We start from the raw sequence: 14,560 nt of genomic DNA, 5'->3' as shown, positions 1-14,560 counted from the left end.
TTTCCACTTTATCTATTTTATCCAGAAATGAGGAAACTTAACCCAAGTTGCGGTAGGGATCGCAGTGGAAATCCCACAGCATGCGCAGGACTTGCCAAGGCGCGAGGAATTGTAACGTAGAGCCCGGTCCCCTGGCGTAGGGAAATTTATGCAGACCTTTTGTAAGCCAGGCGGGGAACCGCCCAAAGAAATAAAGCAAAAAAAAATCCCCAACTTTCGATGGGGATTAATATCTGTTGTAAAAACTTATTTGTTCAACTGATTATTTAAGTTCACAGCATCCTGATAAGTAGGATTTAACTGAACTGATTTACTTGCGTAATCTTTTGCTTTTGCCGGATTACTGTCTTTTACTAAATATGCTACTGCGAAATAGGCATAAGACAAAGTTTCCTTCGAAGCTTCCATATCGGCAGGTTTTACAGTTGCGATATATTTCTCATATGCGATCGTGGCCAACTCGGTGTTGCCTGCTTGCTGATAAGCATATCCCTGACTGTAATAAGCAGGAGCCCAATCTGGAAGTAAACCACTCATTTTAGTCCATGAATGAATTGCACCATTCCAGTTTTTCGCTTCCTGGTATGCATTTGCCAACTTAAATAAGGCGTCAGTATCTTGTGGATTTGCTGCTACCATTTTCTTAAGTCCTTCAATTTGAGGATTTGTTGGTCCTGCATCTACTGAAGCTTGATTAACTGCACCCCCACCTTTAATTTTAACTAATTCCTCATCCCACTTCATGGTTTCGTCTTTTGCTGCTTTAGCAATAGCGATTTTTTGTTGAGACTCCGTCATTAACGCTGCTTTTTTAGTAGCATCCGTTTCATCTTTTGCTAATCCAGCAGCGATTAATCCCTGTAAACCTTGATCTGCAGGAAGAACTCTTGTTTTTTCAGCTTTTGAGAGGAACATATCCATACTGCTTTTTGCCGCTGCATAATCTCCATCAGCATAGGATAAATAAGCTCTCAATTTATATTTGATTGGATCTTCAACTTTGTCAAAAACCTTATCTAGATAAATTTTTGAATTTCCATAATCTTCATTTGTAAAGAATAATTTAGAAATCTCTAACTGGGTATCCGGATCCTCATCAGCATATTTTGCGTAGTTGATCAAATCCTGAGTAGCTAAAGCATTTTGCTGATATCTGATATCGTACGCAGCTTTTGCTTTATACGCCGGAGCATATGTTGGGTCAGCAGCAATTGCTTTATCTATATTCTCTTTAGCTGGCTGCCATTGTTGAGCCTGCATCCACAAAGTTCCAATTCTTGTAAAAACAGAAGCTTTGTTTTTTGCTGAAGGCAAGGCTTTTTCATACGCAGTCATTGCAGATCCTGCAACTTGTGGACTGTTTGTTAATTTCAGACGGTATGCGTCACCCAAGGTATAATAATAATGAGCCGGTGTGCCATTTTTAGCAGATCTTTCGATTGCTTTATTTAAATATTCAATTGCGGTATCTGCATTAGCTGCACCACCAAATAGAGTTAAAGCTTCTGCAGCTCTATACAATACATCTGCATCCTTCTCTCTTGAATCTTTTACAATCCCCTGAATTTGCGCGATCGCTGATTTATCTCCTCTTCCTAATTTTACTGAAGCCAAGCCGATTTTGTTTAGATTGCTTTTTTTATCAGCCTCTAAACCTTTATTAAAAATCTCCTGAGCTTTTTCGAAATTTGGTTCGAACTGTGTTAAATATGAGTTTCCTAAATAAAAATAATTTTCAGCAGTTGCTGATTTCGCTACCATATCAGTAAAAACCTGTCTAGCGGCCGCATATTTATGACTATCGGCGCTATTAATTCCTTCCTGCAATGTTTGGCCAAAAGCAAAATTAGACAAAAAACCTACTGAAACCCCGAATGCTATTTTCTTGGTCAAATTCATTATATCTTTCATTTTAAATTGTTTAATAATTGTTATTTTAAGTTAACTCGATACCATACCCAATTTTTATACCAAAATTCTGGTTGTTCTCTATAGATGGCTATTTTAATAAAATTTAACGCATCTGAACTTCTCTCTTGAAAATATTGTAAGGCTGAAGTCCTTCTTTAGCTACTACAATCTGCCCCAATTGTGTACAGGAGAAACGGATAAAGCCATTTCCCAAACCGAAATATTTTTCGTTGGTTAGAAAATATAAAACGCGGGTAAATGGATAGGACATATTTGCCAGATTTTTTAATACAGGTTCATAAGATTGACTACCCTGTACCACTTTGAGGATCTTCACTGAATTTCGCAGTGCTTCAGATTCCGCATCATAAGGTCTGCTCAATGTATTTAAACTGATCACTCCAATTTTATCCGGAAACTGATTCAGCTGCTCAGCTAAATTTTTGTTGCCGTTAATAATTGAAAATTTTAGTTTGGTTGGTGTAGTATTCAGCTTTTGAGCAACAAAATTCAGATTACTGGAGTTAGTGGCATCAAAAGTTATATTTTTTTTGTCAGAATTTAATTCATTCCTAATCTCATCCATGGTAATGCTTTCTCTGGTTGAATTTTTCGGAACGATAAAAACAGCTGCATCTGCAGCAAATTTTGCAGGCAATAAATCCAAATCTACTTTCTGCTTATATGCTTTCTTTTCATCATCAGTTAAATCTCTTGACATCACAATTACACGCGCTTTATTATCAAGTAAATCCAAAAGAGCCAGATCTTCTTTTTTAATGACAAGATTAATTTTGGTTCCCGGATAGAGCGCCATATAACGTTCGGTTAAAGCTTCTGAAACACTTTGGAAAGACTCATCGACTTCCATGGTAATTGTCCCCTGCTGTGGAGTATCTACCACATGATCAGATTTTTTGCAGGATTCTGCGAGAAATAAAAATCCGAACATCCACAATAATATACTATTCTTCATAACGTTGCTGGCGAAGTCTATAAATTGCACGTACTATTCTGAACACGCCATAGGCAATCAATAAAGCTCCCAGAGAGTATGCAATATTGGTTTCTAAAAAGATCACAAAAAATTTATATATAATGACGAACACTCCTAAAACAACGTAGAAGAAACCCGTTACTAATGAAAGCCAATTGAAAATCATAATAGGACAAAACTACAAAAAAAATAAAAAAGAGAAGCATACACTTCTCTTTTCTATGATTTGATTGAAAAATTTTACTCAAACTGCATTGTTAGTGGTAATCTGAAACGGTATCTTACCGCTTTACCATTAATTTTTGCAGGGGACCATTTGTTTTTAATGGACTTCACTGTTCTGATTGCTTCCGCGTTAAAATCTTTATTAGATCCACTTGCTTTTACATCAGTAATACTACCATCTCTTTCTACAACAAAGGTAATTTCACTTTTAACGGTTCCTTCATCACCTTCCATTACAGAGGTATCGAAACTGTTACCTACTTTGCTTCTAAAGGAGTTGATTCCCCCAGGGAATTCTGCCAACTGTTCTACTTCTGTATAAACCTGGGTTTCAGAAACCTGTGGTTTAACTTCCACTGTCGCCGTTTTACCAGTTGATGGTGGTGGCGGTGGTGGAGAGTAAGTTGGAGTTTTCACCCCTTCTACAGCAACCACCCCAGTAGTAGTTTCCAATTGCTTACTGATTGGCGGCGGCGGTGTTTCCACCTTTGGAGCTTTCACCGGTTCAGGCACAACATTCTGAATCACTTCCTGCACTTCCGGCTCTTTTGGCGGCGGTGGTGGAGGTGGTTCTTCTTCTTTAGGCTGCTCAATAATAAGCTCCTCTTCAGGAAGAATGTCAATTAAATTGGCATTCACTTCTGTGGTCTCCTTGGCGTTCATTTCCTTTATTTTCATCGCTACAAACGGTGTGATTGCTACGACAAGAAAAAGTAGTGTTCCAAAGATGAAAGCCTTCGTAAGCATTGATCTGTATCTCGTTCTCAGATCATAGGCGCCATACGCTTTATTTCTATTTTCAAATACAATCTCATCCAGAGTCTGGGTAGAGTTGTAAGAGTTTTCATCTGCCATTATTCTTTCTATTAAATATTAAAAGTAGTATTCTATTTCGTAGATGCCGCCGGGGTTGCCGAAGTTCCTACTTTTCTATCATAAATAGCCTGCTCCCAAGATTTAATATCGGTTACCCCATATATTTCATTTTTGGTAATGGCCATCTCATCCAGAATATCTACAAAGTTCTTATATATTGCATCATCCGTTGGCTTAATGATCACTGTAAATTTACTTTGATCTTTTGCTCTGGATTTAGCTTGCTCGATTACTTTTGTAATCCCATTTCTATCGAAAGTAGTTTCCTGCAATGTTTGATCATTCAATCCTGCCTGGTCTAGCTGATGATAGAAAATTCTATTGTCTTTCCCGATAATTAATGAAATCGAATTTGATAAATCAATTTCTGTATCTGGTGCTTTTTGGTTGTCTTTCGGTTTTGCCGGTAGACCCAAATCCATCACGTTCGGTTTGTTAAAAGTGGTCACTAACATAAAGAATGTGATCAAAAGGAACGCCAAATCCACCATGGGAGTTAAATCAACGTGAGGTACCTGCTTTTTTGAGCGCACCTTTCCGCCTTTCCCGCCGTTGTCTTTTACTTGTACTTCTGCCATTTCTTAATTATTGTGCCGTTTCTTGACTTGTTATTAACCAGAACTTCAAGAAGTCGATATCTCTCAATCCCTCAAATAGAGCTTTCACCTTAGGATATTTCGTTTCTGTATCTCCTTTGATCGCTAATTTGTAATCTGGATTTACGGCTAAACTTTGTTGTACCCAATCAATTAATTCTTTATTTGTACTATCCATGGGAATTCCTGTCTTACTTTTGAAAGCCTTACGGTCTTCATCCGAAAGATCCAAAAATCCTTTTAATTGATTCATGGGAACCCCAATCGACTGAGCATTTGAAAAAGCGACTTTTTCTTTGTCAGTAAATTTCATACCATACTTCTCTCCCATTTTATCCAACAAAGCAATACGCTCGGTTCCGTTTTCCACGGGGGTAAAATAGAATCTTCCGTCTGTTGTACTTAATATAGTCATCAAACTTGCATCCGGAAGAAGCTTTTCAGATATAGAAGATGGCGTTGTTATCGTCTCGATATCAGGTTTTGCAAACTGAGCCGTGAGGATAAAGAATGTAAGGAGTAGAAATGATACATCGGTCATTGCCGTCATATCTACCCTTATATTATGTCTTTTTGGTTTGACTCTCGCCATTGTAAATAATTTTTTATTAAACTTCTGCTTTTTGAGATGATCAAAATTAAATCATCTCCAATCAGTGCGAAACTCTTAGTGGAATTCTGCGAAAGACTGCTGAATTGACATTGCGATTTCGTCAATTTTGAACGTTAATCCGTCAATTTTAGAAGTAAAATAGTTATAAAGGATAATCGCTACCGCTGATGTACCAATACCTAAAGCCGTATTTACTAACGCCTCAGAAATACCGATTGATAAGGCAGCAGAATCCGGTGTTCCACCTCCTGAACCTAATGCACTAAATGCTTTAATCATCCCGATTACTGTTCCTAATAGCGCTACCAATGTTGCTACTGTACCCAATGTTGACAATACCATCATGTTTTTCTCTAACATTGGCATCTCAAGTGTAGTCGCTTCTTCGATTGATTTGTTAAGCGCTACCATTTTTTGTTCTTTGTTCAAAGAAGTGTCATGTGATAATGCTTTGTAAGTAGTTAATCCTTCTTTCACTACATTCCCAATAGAACCTTCTTGTCTGTCACACTCTTCTAGTGCTTCATCGATTTTGTTTTGGTTTAATAATCTTCTTACATTTAAAACAAAATTATCAATGTTTCCTTTTCCAGAAGCTTTACCTAATACCAAAGCACGCTCGATAGAGAACACGATTACGATAATCATGAAAGAAATAAGGATAGGTACGATTGGACCACCCATGTAGATAATTCCCATAAACCCATCTCCAGGATGCAATTCTTTGGTTTCTAAACCAGAAAAAGCTACAGATGAAAGACCGTTAAGCCTTGGATCAGCTTTAAAATTACCTGGATTACCCAATACAAATATGTAAATCGCGATACCTATTACAATAAGAATTGGAATAATTAAACTAGGATTTAATCCCCCTAACTTTTTAGCAACTACTTGCTCCTCGTTGTTTGAAACATTCATTTCCATACTAAACTAAATTATAATTGTTATTTTTTTTAAAATACTTTCGGGCTGTAAAATAAAGTTAAAATATTTAATAATGCAAGTACTTGGCACATAATGAGATTAATTTTTCTGCATATTATTAATAGTTAACATTAATATATCCTCAAAAAAAGTATAAAATAATGAGTATAATACCCAGTTTTAAAAATACCCTTAAAAAATTAATAAAAAACCGCCTCGCTTTTTTTTGATTTTGCTATAAATATTTTAGTAAAATCTTCATTTAGATCACAATATTAATTATTTTTTTTGGGACAATGATTACTTTTTTCGGATTATTTCCGTTGAGCTGTTCGATTGTTCTTGCGTCCTGCATAATAATTTCTTGAATTTGCGGCACCGTTAAGTCAGCGGGTAACTGCACCTTAAATCTCATCTTGCCATTAAAACTTACGGGATATTGTATTTCATCTTCTACGAGATATTTCTCTTCAAAAATAGGGAAAGGCGCAAAATCAACAGACTCAAGGTGACCTAATTTATTCCACAACTCTTCAGAAATATGGGGTGCGTAAGGTGAAACCATAATTGCCAAAGGTTCTAAAACTTTTCTTTTGTTGGTTTTAAGCTTCTGAAATTCGTTCACAGCTATCATAAATTGCGATACAGAGGTATTAAATGAGAAATGCTCTATATCATTCACCACTTTCTTAATTAAAGTGTGTAGGATTTTATACTCTTCTTTGGTTGGCTCCTCATCAGAAACTTCGAAATCATCTCCATTAAAGTAGAGATTATAGAATTTCTTTAAGAATCCATAAACGCCACTTAAACCTTGCGTATTCCAGGGTTTTGATTGTTCTAATGGACCCAAAAACATTTCATATAAACGCAAACAGTCGGCGCCAAACTCCTCACAAATATCATCTGGATTGACCACATTGTATTTTGACTTTGACATTTTTTCAACTTCACGTTCGCAAATATATTTTCCGTCTTCTAAAATAAATTCCGCCTCAGCATATTCTGAACGCCAGTTTTTAAATTTCACAATATCGAGTTCATCAGTTCCTCCTTTTAATAAAGAAACATCCACGTGGATTTTTTGAACTTGTTGATCTTTTGCTAAACCATTCGAAACATATTGATTTGTTCCGTCAATTCTCAAGACATACGCACTCATCCCCAAAATCATCCCCTGATTAATGAGTTTTTTAAACGGTTCTTCATGATTAATGTAACCTCGATCTTTCATAAACATATTCCAGAAACGGGAATACAGTAAATGTCCGGTTGCGTGTTCGCTTCCGCCAATATATAAATCAACTTGTCCCCAGTAATCGGAAAGATTTTTATCAGTAAAAACCTCATCATTATTTGGGTCCATGTATCTTAAGAAATACCAGGAACTTCCTGCCCAACCAGGCATCGTCGATAATTCTAGCGGAAATACGGTTTCGTTATCTATTAAATCTGTAGAAACTACTTTTTGATTCGCTTCATCCCAGGCAAATGTTTTCGCGTTTCCTAAAGGTGGATCGCCATCTTCGGTCGGTAGATATTTTTCAACTTCCGGCAACTCTAATGGCAAAGCAGAAAAAGGCAAAGTGTAAGGCATTCCTTCCTTATAATATACAGGAACCGGCTCGCCCCAATATCTTTGACGGGAAAAAATCGCATCCCGCTGTCTGTAATTAGTAGTTCCGTGACCAATATTCTCTTTTTCTATTTCGCTGATGATTAAAGTTTTAGCGTCCTCATATTTTAAACCGTTCAAAAATTCTGAATTCACACAAACCGAATCTTTAGAATCAAAAGACTCTTCCTGAATATCGTTATCATTTTCGATAACGTTTACAATTTTCAGATCGAATTTCTTTGCAAAACGGTGATCACGTTCATCATGTGCCGGAACCGCCATCACGGCACCTGTTCCGTAACCCATCAACACATAATCAGAAATATAGATCGGCATTTCCTCCTTCGTGAAAGGATTTAAAGCATAAGAACCTGTGAAAGCACCGCTAACGTTTTTCACGTCAGACATACGGTCACGCTCCGTTTTCTTCGAAGTTTGTTCAATGTAATTTTCTATTTCCTCCTTTTGCCCTTCGATCGTTAAACTTTCAACCAAAGGATTTTCCGGGGCTAAAACTATAAATGTTGCGCCAAAAATAGTATCCGGACGCGTGGTGAAAACTGAAATTTTTTCCTCAGCATCTTCCACATCAAAAGTTACAAGTGCACCCTGAGATTTTCCGATCCAGTATTCCTGGGTATCTTTCAAAGGTTGAGGCCAATCTAAATTGTTTAAACCTTGCAGTAATCTTTCAGAATACGCAGTAATACGCATGCTCCACTGCATCATTTTCTTTTGGAAAACAGGGAAACCGCCCCTTTCAGATTTACCGTCTTTTACCTCATCATTTGCCAAAACAGTTCCTAAACCAGGACACCAATTTACCGTTGTTTCTGCACGATAAGCCAATCGATAATTCAACAAAATATCCTGTTGATCCAATTCAGATGCATTTTTCCACTCTTCTGCGGTGAAACTCAACTGGTCGCTTTGAACCGCCGAAAGGTTGTTTGTTCCATAATTTTCAAAATGATGGATCAATTCTTTAATATCTTTCGCTTTATCAGTTGCTTTATTATACCACGAGTCGAAAAGCTGAATAAAGATCCATTGCGTCCATTTATAATAAGAAGCATCTGAAGTTCTGAGTTCCCTACTCCAGTCAAATGAAAAACCGATTTTACGCATCTGCTGTTCGTAGCGCGTAATGTTTTCTTCGGTCGTTACTGCAGGATGCTGACCAGTTTGAATGGCATACTGTTCCGCTGGAAGACCGAAAGAATCATATCCAATTGGGTGTAAAACATTAAATCCCTGATGTCTTTTATATCTCGCATAAATATCTGAAGCGATATAACCGAGTGGATGACCAACGTGTAAACCCGCTCCGGAAGGATAAGGAAACATATCCAAAACATAATATTTTGGTTTATCGGTTGTATCTGCAGTTTTAAAAGTTTGATTTTCTTGCCAGAAACTCTGCCACTTTTTTTCGATCGATTGATGGTCGTAAAACATTTCTTAATTTTAAAGTAAGTGACAAATTTAAGGTTTTGAAATGAAAAAATCCCCGCTAAAATTTGCAGGGATTATTTTCACGGATTTTCATTAGTAAAAATAAAAGAAAGGGACTTCTTAATCTTTTGTTCTTCTACCATAAATGGTAGTTGTTACTTTAACATTTTGTTCTCCCTCAATTTCCAGCGTTCCGACGAGTTCGTAGACCAAATCGGATTCACTTAACTGTTTTATAGTTCCGGACTGTGTTGTTCCGTCGCTGTTTTTAATGTTAAGTGTTTTGGAAGAAGCATCATAAGTATACGTAAATGTTGCTTCATTTTGCAAGGTACACGTTCCATTATCTTCGCCGTACAACTTGGTCGTTCCGGCATCGTTTTGATCAAAAATCACCCTTGATTTCTGCTGACAAATCGTTAAATCTGTAGTCTTGTCATAAGGTCCTGTAGTCAAAGTTGCTTTCTGATTGTATTTGTATGGTTGCCAAATACCAATCAACGCTTGATTGTCCGGCGGAGTTTCCTCATCATTACTACGACAGGAAACTGATATCATGAGTAAAAGTAATAAGGGGAATATCAATGCCTTCTTCAATACGTGCATCTTGGGGAATGTTTGATGAAATAATTTTTTCATAATAGTATTTTTAAAGATTATGTTAAACTGTTCCAAGTATTATGCCATGGATACTAAATAAGAAATTATCTTTCTATCTTTGTAAAAACACTTTAAATGCCGCAGATTTCTATTATAACACCATGTTATAATTCTGAAAGATTTTTAGAAAAAACCATACAATCGGTTTTAAATCAAACATTTACTGATTGGGAATGGCTAATTACGGACGATCATTCTTCAGATCGTTCTGTTGAAATTATTAATAAAACCAAAGATCCCAGAATTAAATTAACGGTGGTAGATAAAAACGGCGGCGCAGGTCAGGCCAGAAATATATCTTTAGAAAAAGCGACGGGCCGATATATTACTTTTTTGGATTCTGATGATTATTGGGAACCTCAATTTTTATCAGAAATGATTGCCTTTATGAAAAAGGAAAATGTTGAACTGGCTTACTCCAATTACAGCCGTTGTGATGAAAACCTGATCCCTGCCATCGGTGATTTTAAAGCGGATAAGGAGGTCACTTTCGATAATCTTTTAAAAACTTGTCGCTTGTCCCTATTAAGTTCAATGTACGACTCCCAAAGGGTTGGAAAAGAATTTTTCCCTGCCGGAAGCAAACGCGAAGATCATGTGATGTGGCTGAATTTATTAAAGAAAATACCGGTCGGCAAACCGCTCCCAAAAACCATGGCGAAATATAGAATGCATGCGAAAAGCATCTCCCGAAAAAAAACAAACATTATGAAAGATCAGTATTTGGTATACAAAGATCATATGAAATTTTCTACTTTAAAATCGTGGTATTATACGGTAAACTGGGCAATAAATGGATTTATGAAATACTCAAAAGTCTTTAATTAATGGAGTATTCAAAAGAATTTAAACAAGCAATTTCTGCTTTTACGTCGCAGGAAAAGGACAAACTCATCATCCGCTTGCTACGAAAAGACCGAATTCTATCGCACCGTCTTTATTTTGAACTGATTGATGAAGAAACCGCTGATGACAAGAGACTACAAATGGAATCGCTCATCAAAACAGAAGTAAAACAGGTTGCCCAAAAATATGGACGGACGAAATATTTTCTTCCCGGTATCAGACGGATAAGCGCAAAAATTACGGAACATGTAAAAATTACGACCGATAAGTTTGGGGAGATTTCTTTGACGCTTTTGCTGGTGAGTGAAACATTAAAACACCTGCCGAAAAGCGGTGATCACTACAAACTCTATATTTATCTACTCAACAAAATTTTTAGGTCCCTTATTTTAACTAAAAAAATAGATCCGGATTACTACTTAGATCTAAGAGAAACTTACGAAGAGGTTAAGAAAGAAATTCTACAGAATAAAAACCTCGAGCAGCTTGCACTTCATAATGGATTATTTCTAAGCTGGTTTGAACCTGAAAACATCCCAGAACATATGGATGTTATTTTAAAAAAGATTAAAGCCGAAGGATTATTGAAATAACATATTGCACCGAGGAAGTTTACTCTCCAAATCATCATAAAAAGATTATAGTGGCAGGCACCTGATTTGTCAATGCTTCCCTATCAAAAGTGCCTTTTAACAATTTGATCGACGATAATTTCCGAAGCGATGGGTTGATCTTCAATGAAATTACGCGCATTTGCCCCCATTCTCTTTATTAGCTTCTCGTCATTTAAAAGACCCAGAAGATAAGGTGCAGCAAAAAATTCATCCTCGAATGCTTTGCCTCCATTTCGGGCCACAAGTTCATCAGCCTCTGGATTTTTGGTATATTGATTTCCAAAAAACACGGGAATTCCAAAAGTTGCCGCTTCCAGAATGTTATGAAGACCTTTTGAATGAAACCCTCCGCCAACAATCGCTATGTCACCGTAAGAATATAGTTTAGAAAGCAAACCGATACAATCGATGATCAACACTTTTACATTTAAAAACCGCAGCGATTGCCGGTCGGTAATCTGAGAGTAAAGAATTGCTGCCGGAAAAAGATCTTTTAAATGCGCCACTCTTTTTAGATCATGTGGCGCTATAATAATTTTGACATCCTTGGTCTTCGCCGCAATAATTTCTGCCACCCGTTCTTCTGCCTCCCAGGAACTGCCAAAAATGACCATTTTATAATCCTGCTTAAATTCTTCAATAAAGGCGACGCTATTGTCGCGATCACGAAGTTTGCGAACCCGATCGTAACGGGTATCTCCGGCAGTACTGGAATTCTTCAAACCAATTCCTTTTGCCAATGCTGTAGAATGTTTTGTCTGATGAAAAAACCAGTCGACATTTTTTTTAAGTTGATTTACAAACCACTTTCCGTACGCTTTAAAGAAAACCTGAGTTTCATAAAACAGGGCAGAAACAACATAGACTTTTGCACCCTGTTTTTTTAATCCCTCTAAAAGATGATACCAATATTCATATTTAACGGTGAAAAACAAATCGGTTTTGAAATGAGATATAAATTCACCCACCCATTTTTCAGTATCAAATGGAAGATAGCAAATCACATCTGCTATCGTCTTTTTGGACACGACATGATCATAACCTGAAGGTGAGAAAAAAGTAATTAAAATTTTGTGATTCGGAAATTTTTCTTTCAGTTTCTCCAGGACGGGAAGACCTTGTTCATACTCTCCCAAGCTGGCGGCATGCATCCAGATAATTTTATCCTCGGAAGAAAATTGGGATTTAACAAGATCGCAACTTTGTCGCCTTCCGGCAAGGCCTTTTTTTAATTTATAATTAAAGATGGCGCCGACTTTGATTCCCGCGATAAGAAATCTGATCAATATGTTATAGACAAACATCAGTATAAGGTTTTTTTGGAATGCGGCTTTTTTGAAAGAAGATAGGAATAAACGACCATGATGATAACCGCAAGAAAAAGCAACCCTATTAAATAAATAGGCAGCGGACTCAGCGACTCTGTCTTTCCCAATCCAACTGAAATGCTTTCATAAGATATCACCGTTAAAAGCAACATAATAATGAGGTGGAAAATACTGACGATGACCTCGGCTTTCTGCGAATCTTCCTTAATATTTTCCGGCATTTTTAATAAAGGTGATTTTATATTTTTGGTCAGATAAAAAATAAGCAAATAAATAAAACTTGCAACTGCTGCCAGAAACCAAATTAACATTTTGGGTGCAGAAACCGTTGGCTGTCCACTAAAATCAAAATAAATAGGGATGAAATTCGGCAGATCCCGGTAATTCATGAATATATAATCCCAAATAAACAGGAGCAGACAAAAAGAGATAATCTTCAAATAAAAAGGGAGCTTTTTCATGATAAACTAAATAAATAGACTGCTCTAAACTACAACTTTATATTATTTTTAAAAAATACTCCGCAAAAACCGTAGTTTATGGGTGTGTTTTTTAAGCTCACGGTTATAAATTCCGGTGGAATCCAGGGAGTCTATTCTCACTTTTCCGTACGCGTGAATAATTTCATGATCGTTAAGCATCATCCCAACATGCGTAATAACGCCCTCTTCATTTTCAAAAAAGGCCAAATCGCCAGGCTTACTTTCCTCTATAAAACTTAAAACCTCTCCTAGTTCTGCCTGTTGGTAAGCGTCTCTGGGTAAGTTGATTCCATGAACCTTATAAAGCAACTGCACGAAGCCGCTACAATCCACGCCAAAAACGCTTCTGCCACTCCAAAGATAAGGCACATTTAAAAACTGTTCGGCGGTTTCGGAAATATCTTCAAGTTGCAATGCATTATTTTCATTTCTATGTTCAACACCAACTTCACTCCCCAAAGAAAGTAAGATTTTACCTTGCCGCGTATTATATGTTTTAAAAGGAGTGGTGATTATTTCGAAAGCTCTTTTTGAAAGAATTTCTTCTGTTACTTCGGCGATCTGTTGCGCATCAACCCAACCTTCATAACCATCGATATCCATTTTCACCTTCATGAACTTACCGTCATTTTTCAGAATCGATACTGTTTCTCCATAAAGAAGCTGGGAAGTCATCTCTGACTGATGCGAATGATCTGCGCGAAGTGCAGCCACAGAAACTGTACAAATTCCTTTGCTCATCGTAAATATAAAAAGTTTATTTTTTTCGAATTAAATGAAGTCCGTCCCGCAAAGGTAAAATAAGATTTTCAAAATCGGTATCTTTCGTTACTGCCTCATTAAGTTCTTTTATGATTTGTGTCGCTTTTTTCTTCGGATTTTCTTCCAAAACCTTTCCATACCATAAAACATTGTCAAAAAGAATGACCGCGCCACTCTTTACGTGCGGTTTTATCAGATTAAAATAGGTCATATAATTCTCTTTGTCAGCATCAATAAAAACGAAGTCGAAAAACTCAGCAGTTTCTTCCAGAAAATCATTCGCATCTTTCAACTGAAAATCAATCTGACCGGAAAATTCACTTTCCGCGAAATATTTTTTGGGCAAATAAGCCAGTTCCTCATTTACATCCAAAGTGGTGATTTTTCCTTCTCTATCTAAACCTTCAGCTAAACACAATGTTGCATATCCGGTAAAAGTTCCTATCTCAAGAATGTTCTTCGGCCGGGACATTTTAGATAAGATCGCCAGCAATCTCCCCTGTTGATAACCGGAAATCATGTGCGGTTGGGTCGTTTTCTGAAAAGTTTCTTTGCGTAAACGTTTTAGTATTTCAGGCTCGCCCGAAGTGTGATTTCCTAAATAGCGGTCCATTTCCGGACATTGTTCTTCAAAAAAACTCATTGCATCATTA

Annotated in this window: 14 protein-coding genes; 2 read left to right on the top strand and 12 right to left on the bottom strand. The window is 36.9% G+C overall.

Going from position 1 to position 14,560, the window contains the following annotated elements:
* Positions 1 to 246: 246 nt before the first annotated feature.
* The 8 genes from EIB73_RS12680 to EIB73_RS12640 all read right to left on the bottom strand — a co-directional run bounded on the left by EIB73_RS12680 (position 247) and on the right by EIB73_RS12640 (position 9,854).
* Entirely contained in the window at positions 247 to 1,911 is a 1,665-nt protein-coding gene (locus EIB73_RS12680; protein WP_125025623.1) for a tetratricopeptide repeat protein, read from the bottom strand.
* Positions 1,912 to 2,014: 103 nt separating this feature from the next.
* On the bottom strand, positions 2,015 to 2,887 hold the full coding sequence (locus EIB73_RS12675; RefSeq protein ID WP_125025622.1) for a PstS family phosphate ABC transporter substrate-binding protein: 873 nt from the start codon (positions 2,885 to 2,887) through the stop codon (positions 2,015 to 2,017).
* A gap of 261 nt (positions 2,888 to 3,148) precedes the next feature.
* Entirely contained in the window at positions 3,149 to 3,988 is an 840-nt protein-coding gene (locus tag EIB73_RS12665; RefSeq protein ID WP_125025621.1) for an energy transducer TonB, read from the bottom strand.
* A 32-nt stretch (positions 3,989 to 4,020) separates the two neighbouring features.
* A complete protein-coding gene (locus EIB73_RS12660; protein WP_125025620.1) occupies positions 4,021 to 4,587 on the bottom strand; it encodes an ExbD/TolR family protein in 567 nt (188 codons plus the stop codon).
* Between the two features lie 7 nt (positions 4,588 to 4,594).
* Entirely contained in the window at positions 4,595 to 5,197 is a 603-nt protein-coding gene (locus EIB73_RS12655) for an ExbD/TolR family protein (RefSeq protein WP_125025619.1), read from the bottom strand.
* A 75-nt stretch (positions 5,198 to 5,272) separates the two neighbouring features.
* On the bottom strand, positions 5,273 to 6,142 hold the full coding sequence (locus EIB73_RS12650; RefSeq protein ID WP_125025618.1) for a MotA/TolQ/ExbB proton channel family protein: 870 nt from the start codon (positions 6,140 to 6,142) through the stop codon (positions 5,273 to 5,275).
* 262 nt (positions 6,143 to 6,404) lie between these two features.
* Complete coding sequence (gene leuS / locus EIB73_RS12645; protein ID WP_125025617.1) at positions 6,405 to 9,218, bottom strand: leucine--tRNA ligase; 2,814 nt, start codon at positions 9,216 to 9,218, stop codon at positions 6,405 to 6,407.
* 117 nt (positions 9,219 to 9,335) lie between these two features.
* Entirely contained in the window at positions 9,336 to 9,854 is a 519-nt protein-coding gene (locus tag EIB73_RS12640; protein ID WP_125025616.1) for a lipocalin-like domain-containing protein, read from the bottom strand.
* 96 nt (positions 9,855 to 9,950) lie between these two features.
* Between EIB73_RS12640 and EIB73_RS12635 the strand changes: the two genes are divergently transcribed.
* Entirely contained in the window at positions 9,951 to 10,703 is a 753-nt protein-coding gene (locus EIB73_RS12635) for a glycosyltransferase family 2 protein (RefSeq protein ID WP_125025615.1), read from the top strand.
* Positions 10,703 to 11,314: a deoxyuridine 5'-triphosphate nucleotidohydrolase gene (locus tag EIB73_RS12630; protein ID WP_125025614.1), complete on the top strand. Its 612-nt coding sequence runs from the start codon at positions 10,703 to 10,705 to the stop codon at positions 11,312 to 11,314. The genes EIB73_RS12635 and EIB73_RS12630 overlap by 1 nt, the downstream gene beginning before the upstream one ends.
* An 83-nt stretch (positions 11,315 to 11,397) precedes the next feature.
* On the opposite strand, the gene EIB73_RS12625 is transcribed toward EIB73_RS12630, so the two are convergent.
* From EIB73_RS12625 to EIB73_RS12610, 4 genes are read right to left on the bottom strand one after another with little or no spacing between them, the layout of a single operon-like run.
* The gene (locus EIB73_RS12625; RefSeq protein WP_125025613.1) at positions 11,398 to 12,642 is read right to left on the bottom strand and encodes a 3-deoxy-D-manno-octulosonic acid transferase; all 1,245 of its coding nucleotides are present in this window, start codon (positions 12,640 to 12,642) and stop codon (positions 11,398 to 11,400) included.
* Positions 12,639 to 13,124: an SdpI family protein gene (locus EIB73_RS12620; RefSeq protein ID WP_125025612.1), complete on the bottom strand. Its 486-nt coding sequence runs from the start codon at positions 13,122 to 13,124 to the stop codon at positions 12,639 to 12,641. The genes EIB73_RS12625 and EIB73_RS12620 overlap by 4 nt, the downstream gene beginning before the upstream one ends.
* Before the next feature lie 48 nt (positions 13,125 to 13,172).
* On the bottom strand, positions 13,173 to 13,886 hold the full coding sequence (locus EIB73_RS12615) for a C40 family peptidase (protein WP_125025611.1): 714 nt from the start codon (positions 13,884 to 13,886) through the stop codon (positions 13,173 to 13,175).
* 16 nt (positions 13,887 to 13,902) lie between these two features.
* Positions 13,903 to 14,550 (bottom strand): O-methyltransferase, encoded by a 648-nt coding sequence (locus tag EIB73_RS12610; protein WP_125025610.1) that lies wholly within the window; start codon positions 14,548 to 14,550, stop codon positions 13,903 to 13,905.
* Positions 14,551 to 14,560 lie beyond the last annotated feature (10 nt).

It is taken from the genome of Kaistella carnis (assembly GCF_003860585.1).
Lineage (GTDB): Bacteria > Bacteroidota > Bacteroidia > Flavobacteriales > Weeksellaceae > Kaistella > Kaistella carnis.
This window is presented reverse-complemented; position numbering and strand designations above follow the sequence as displayed.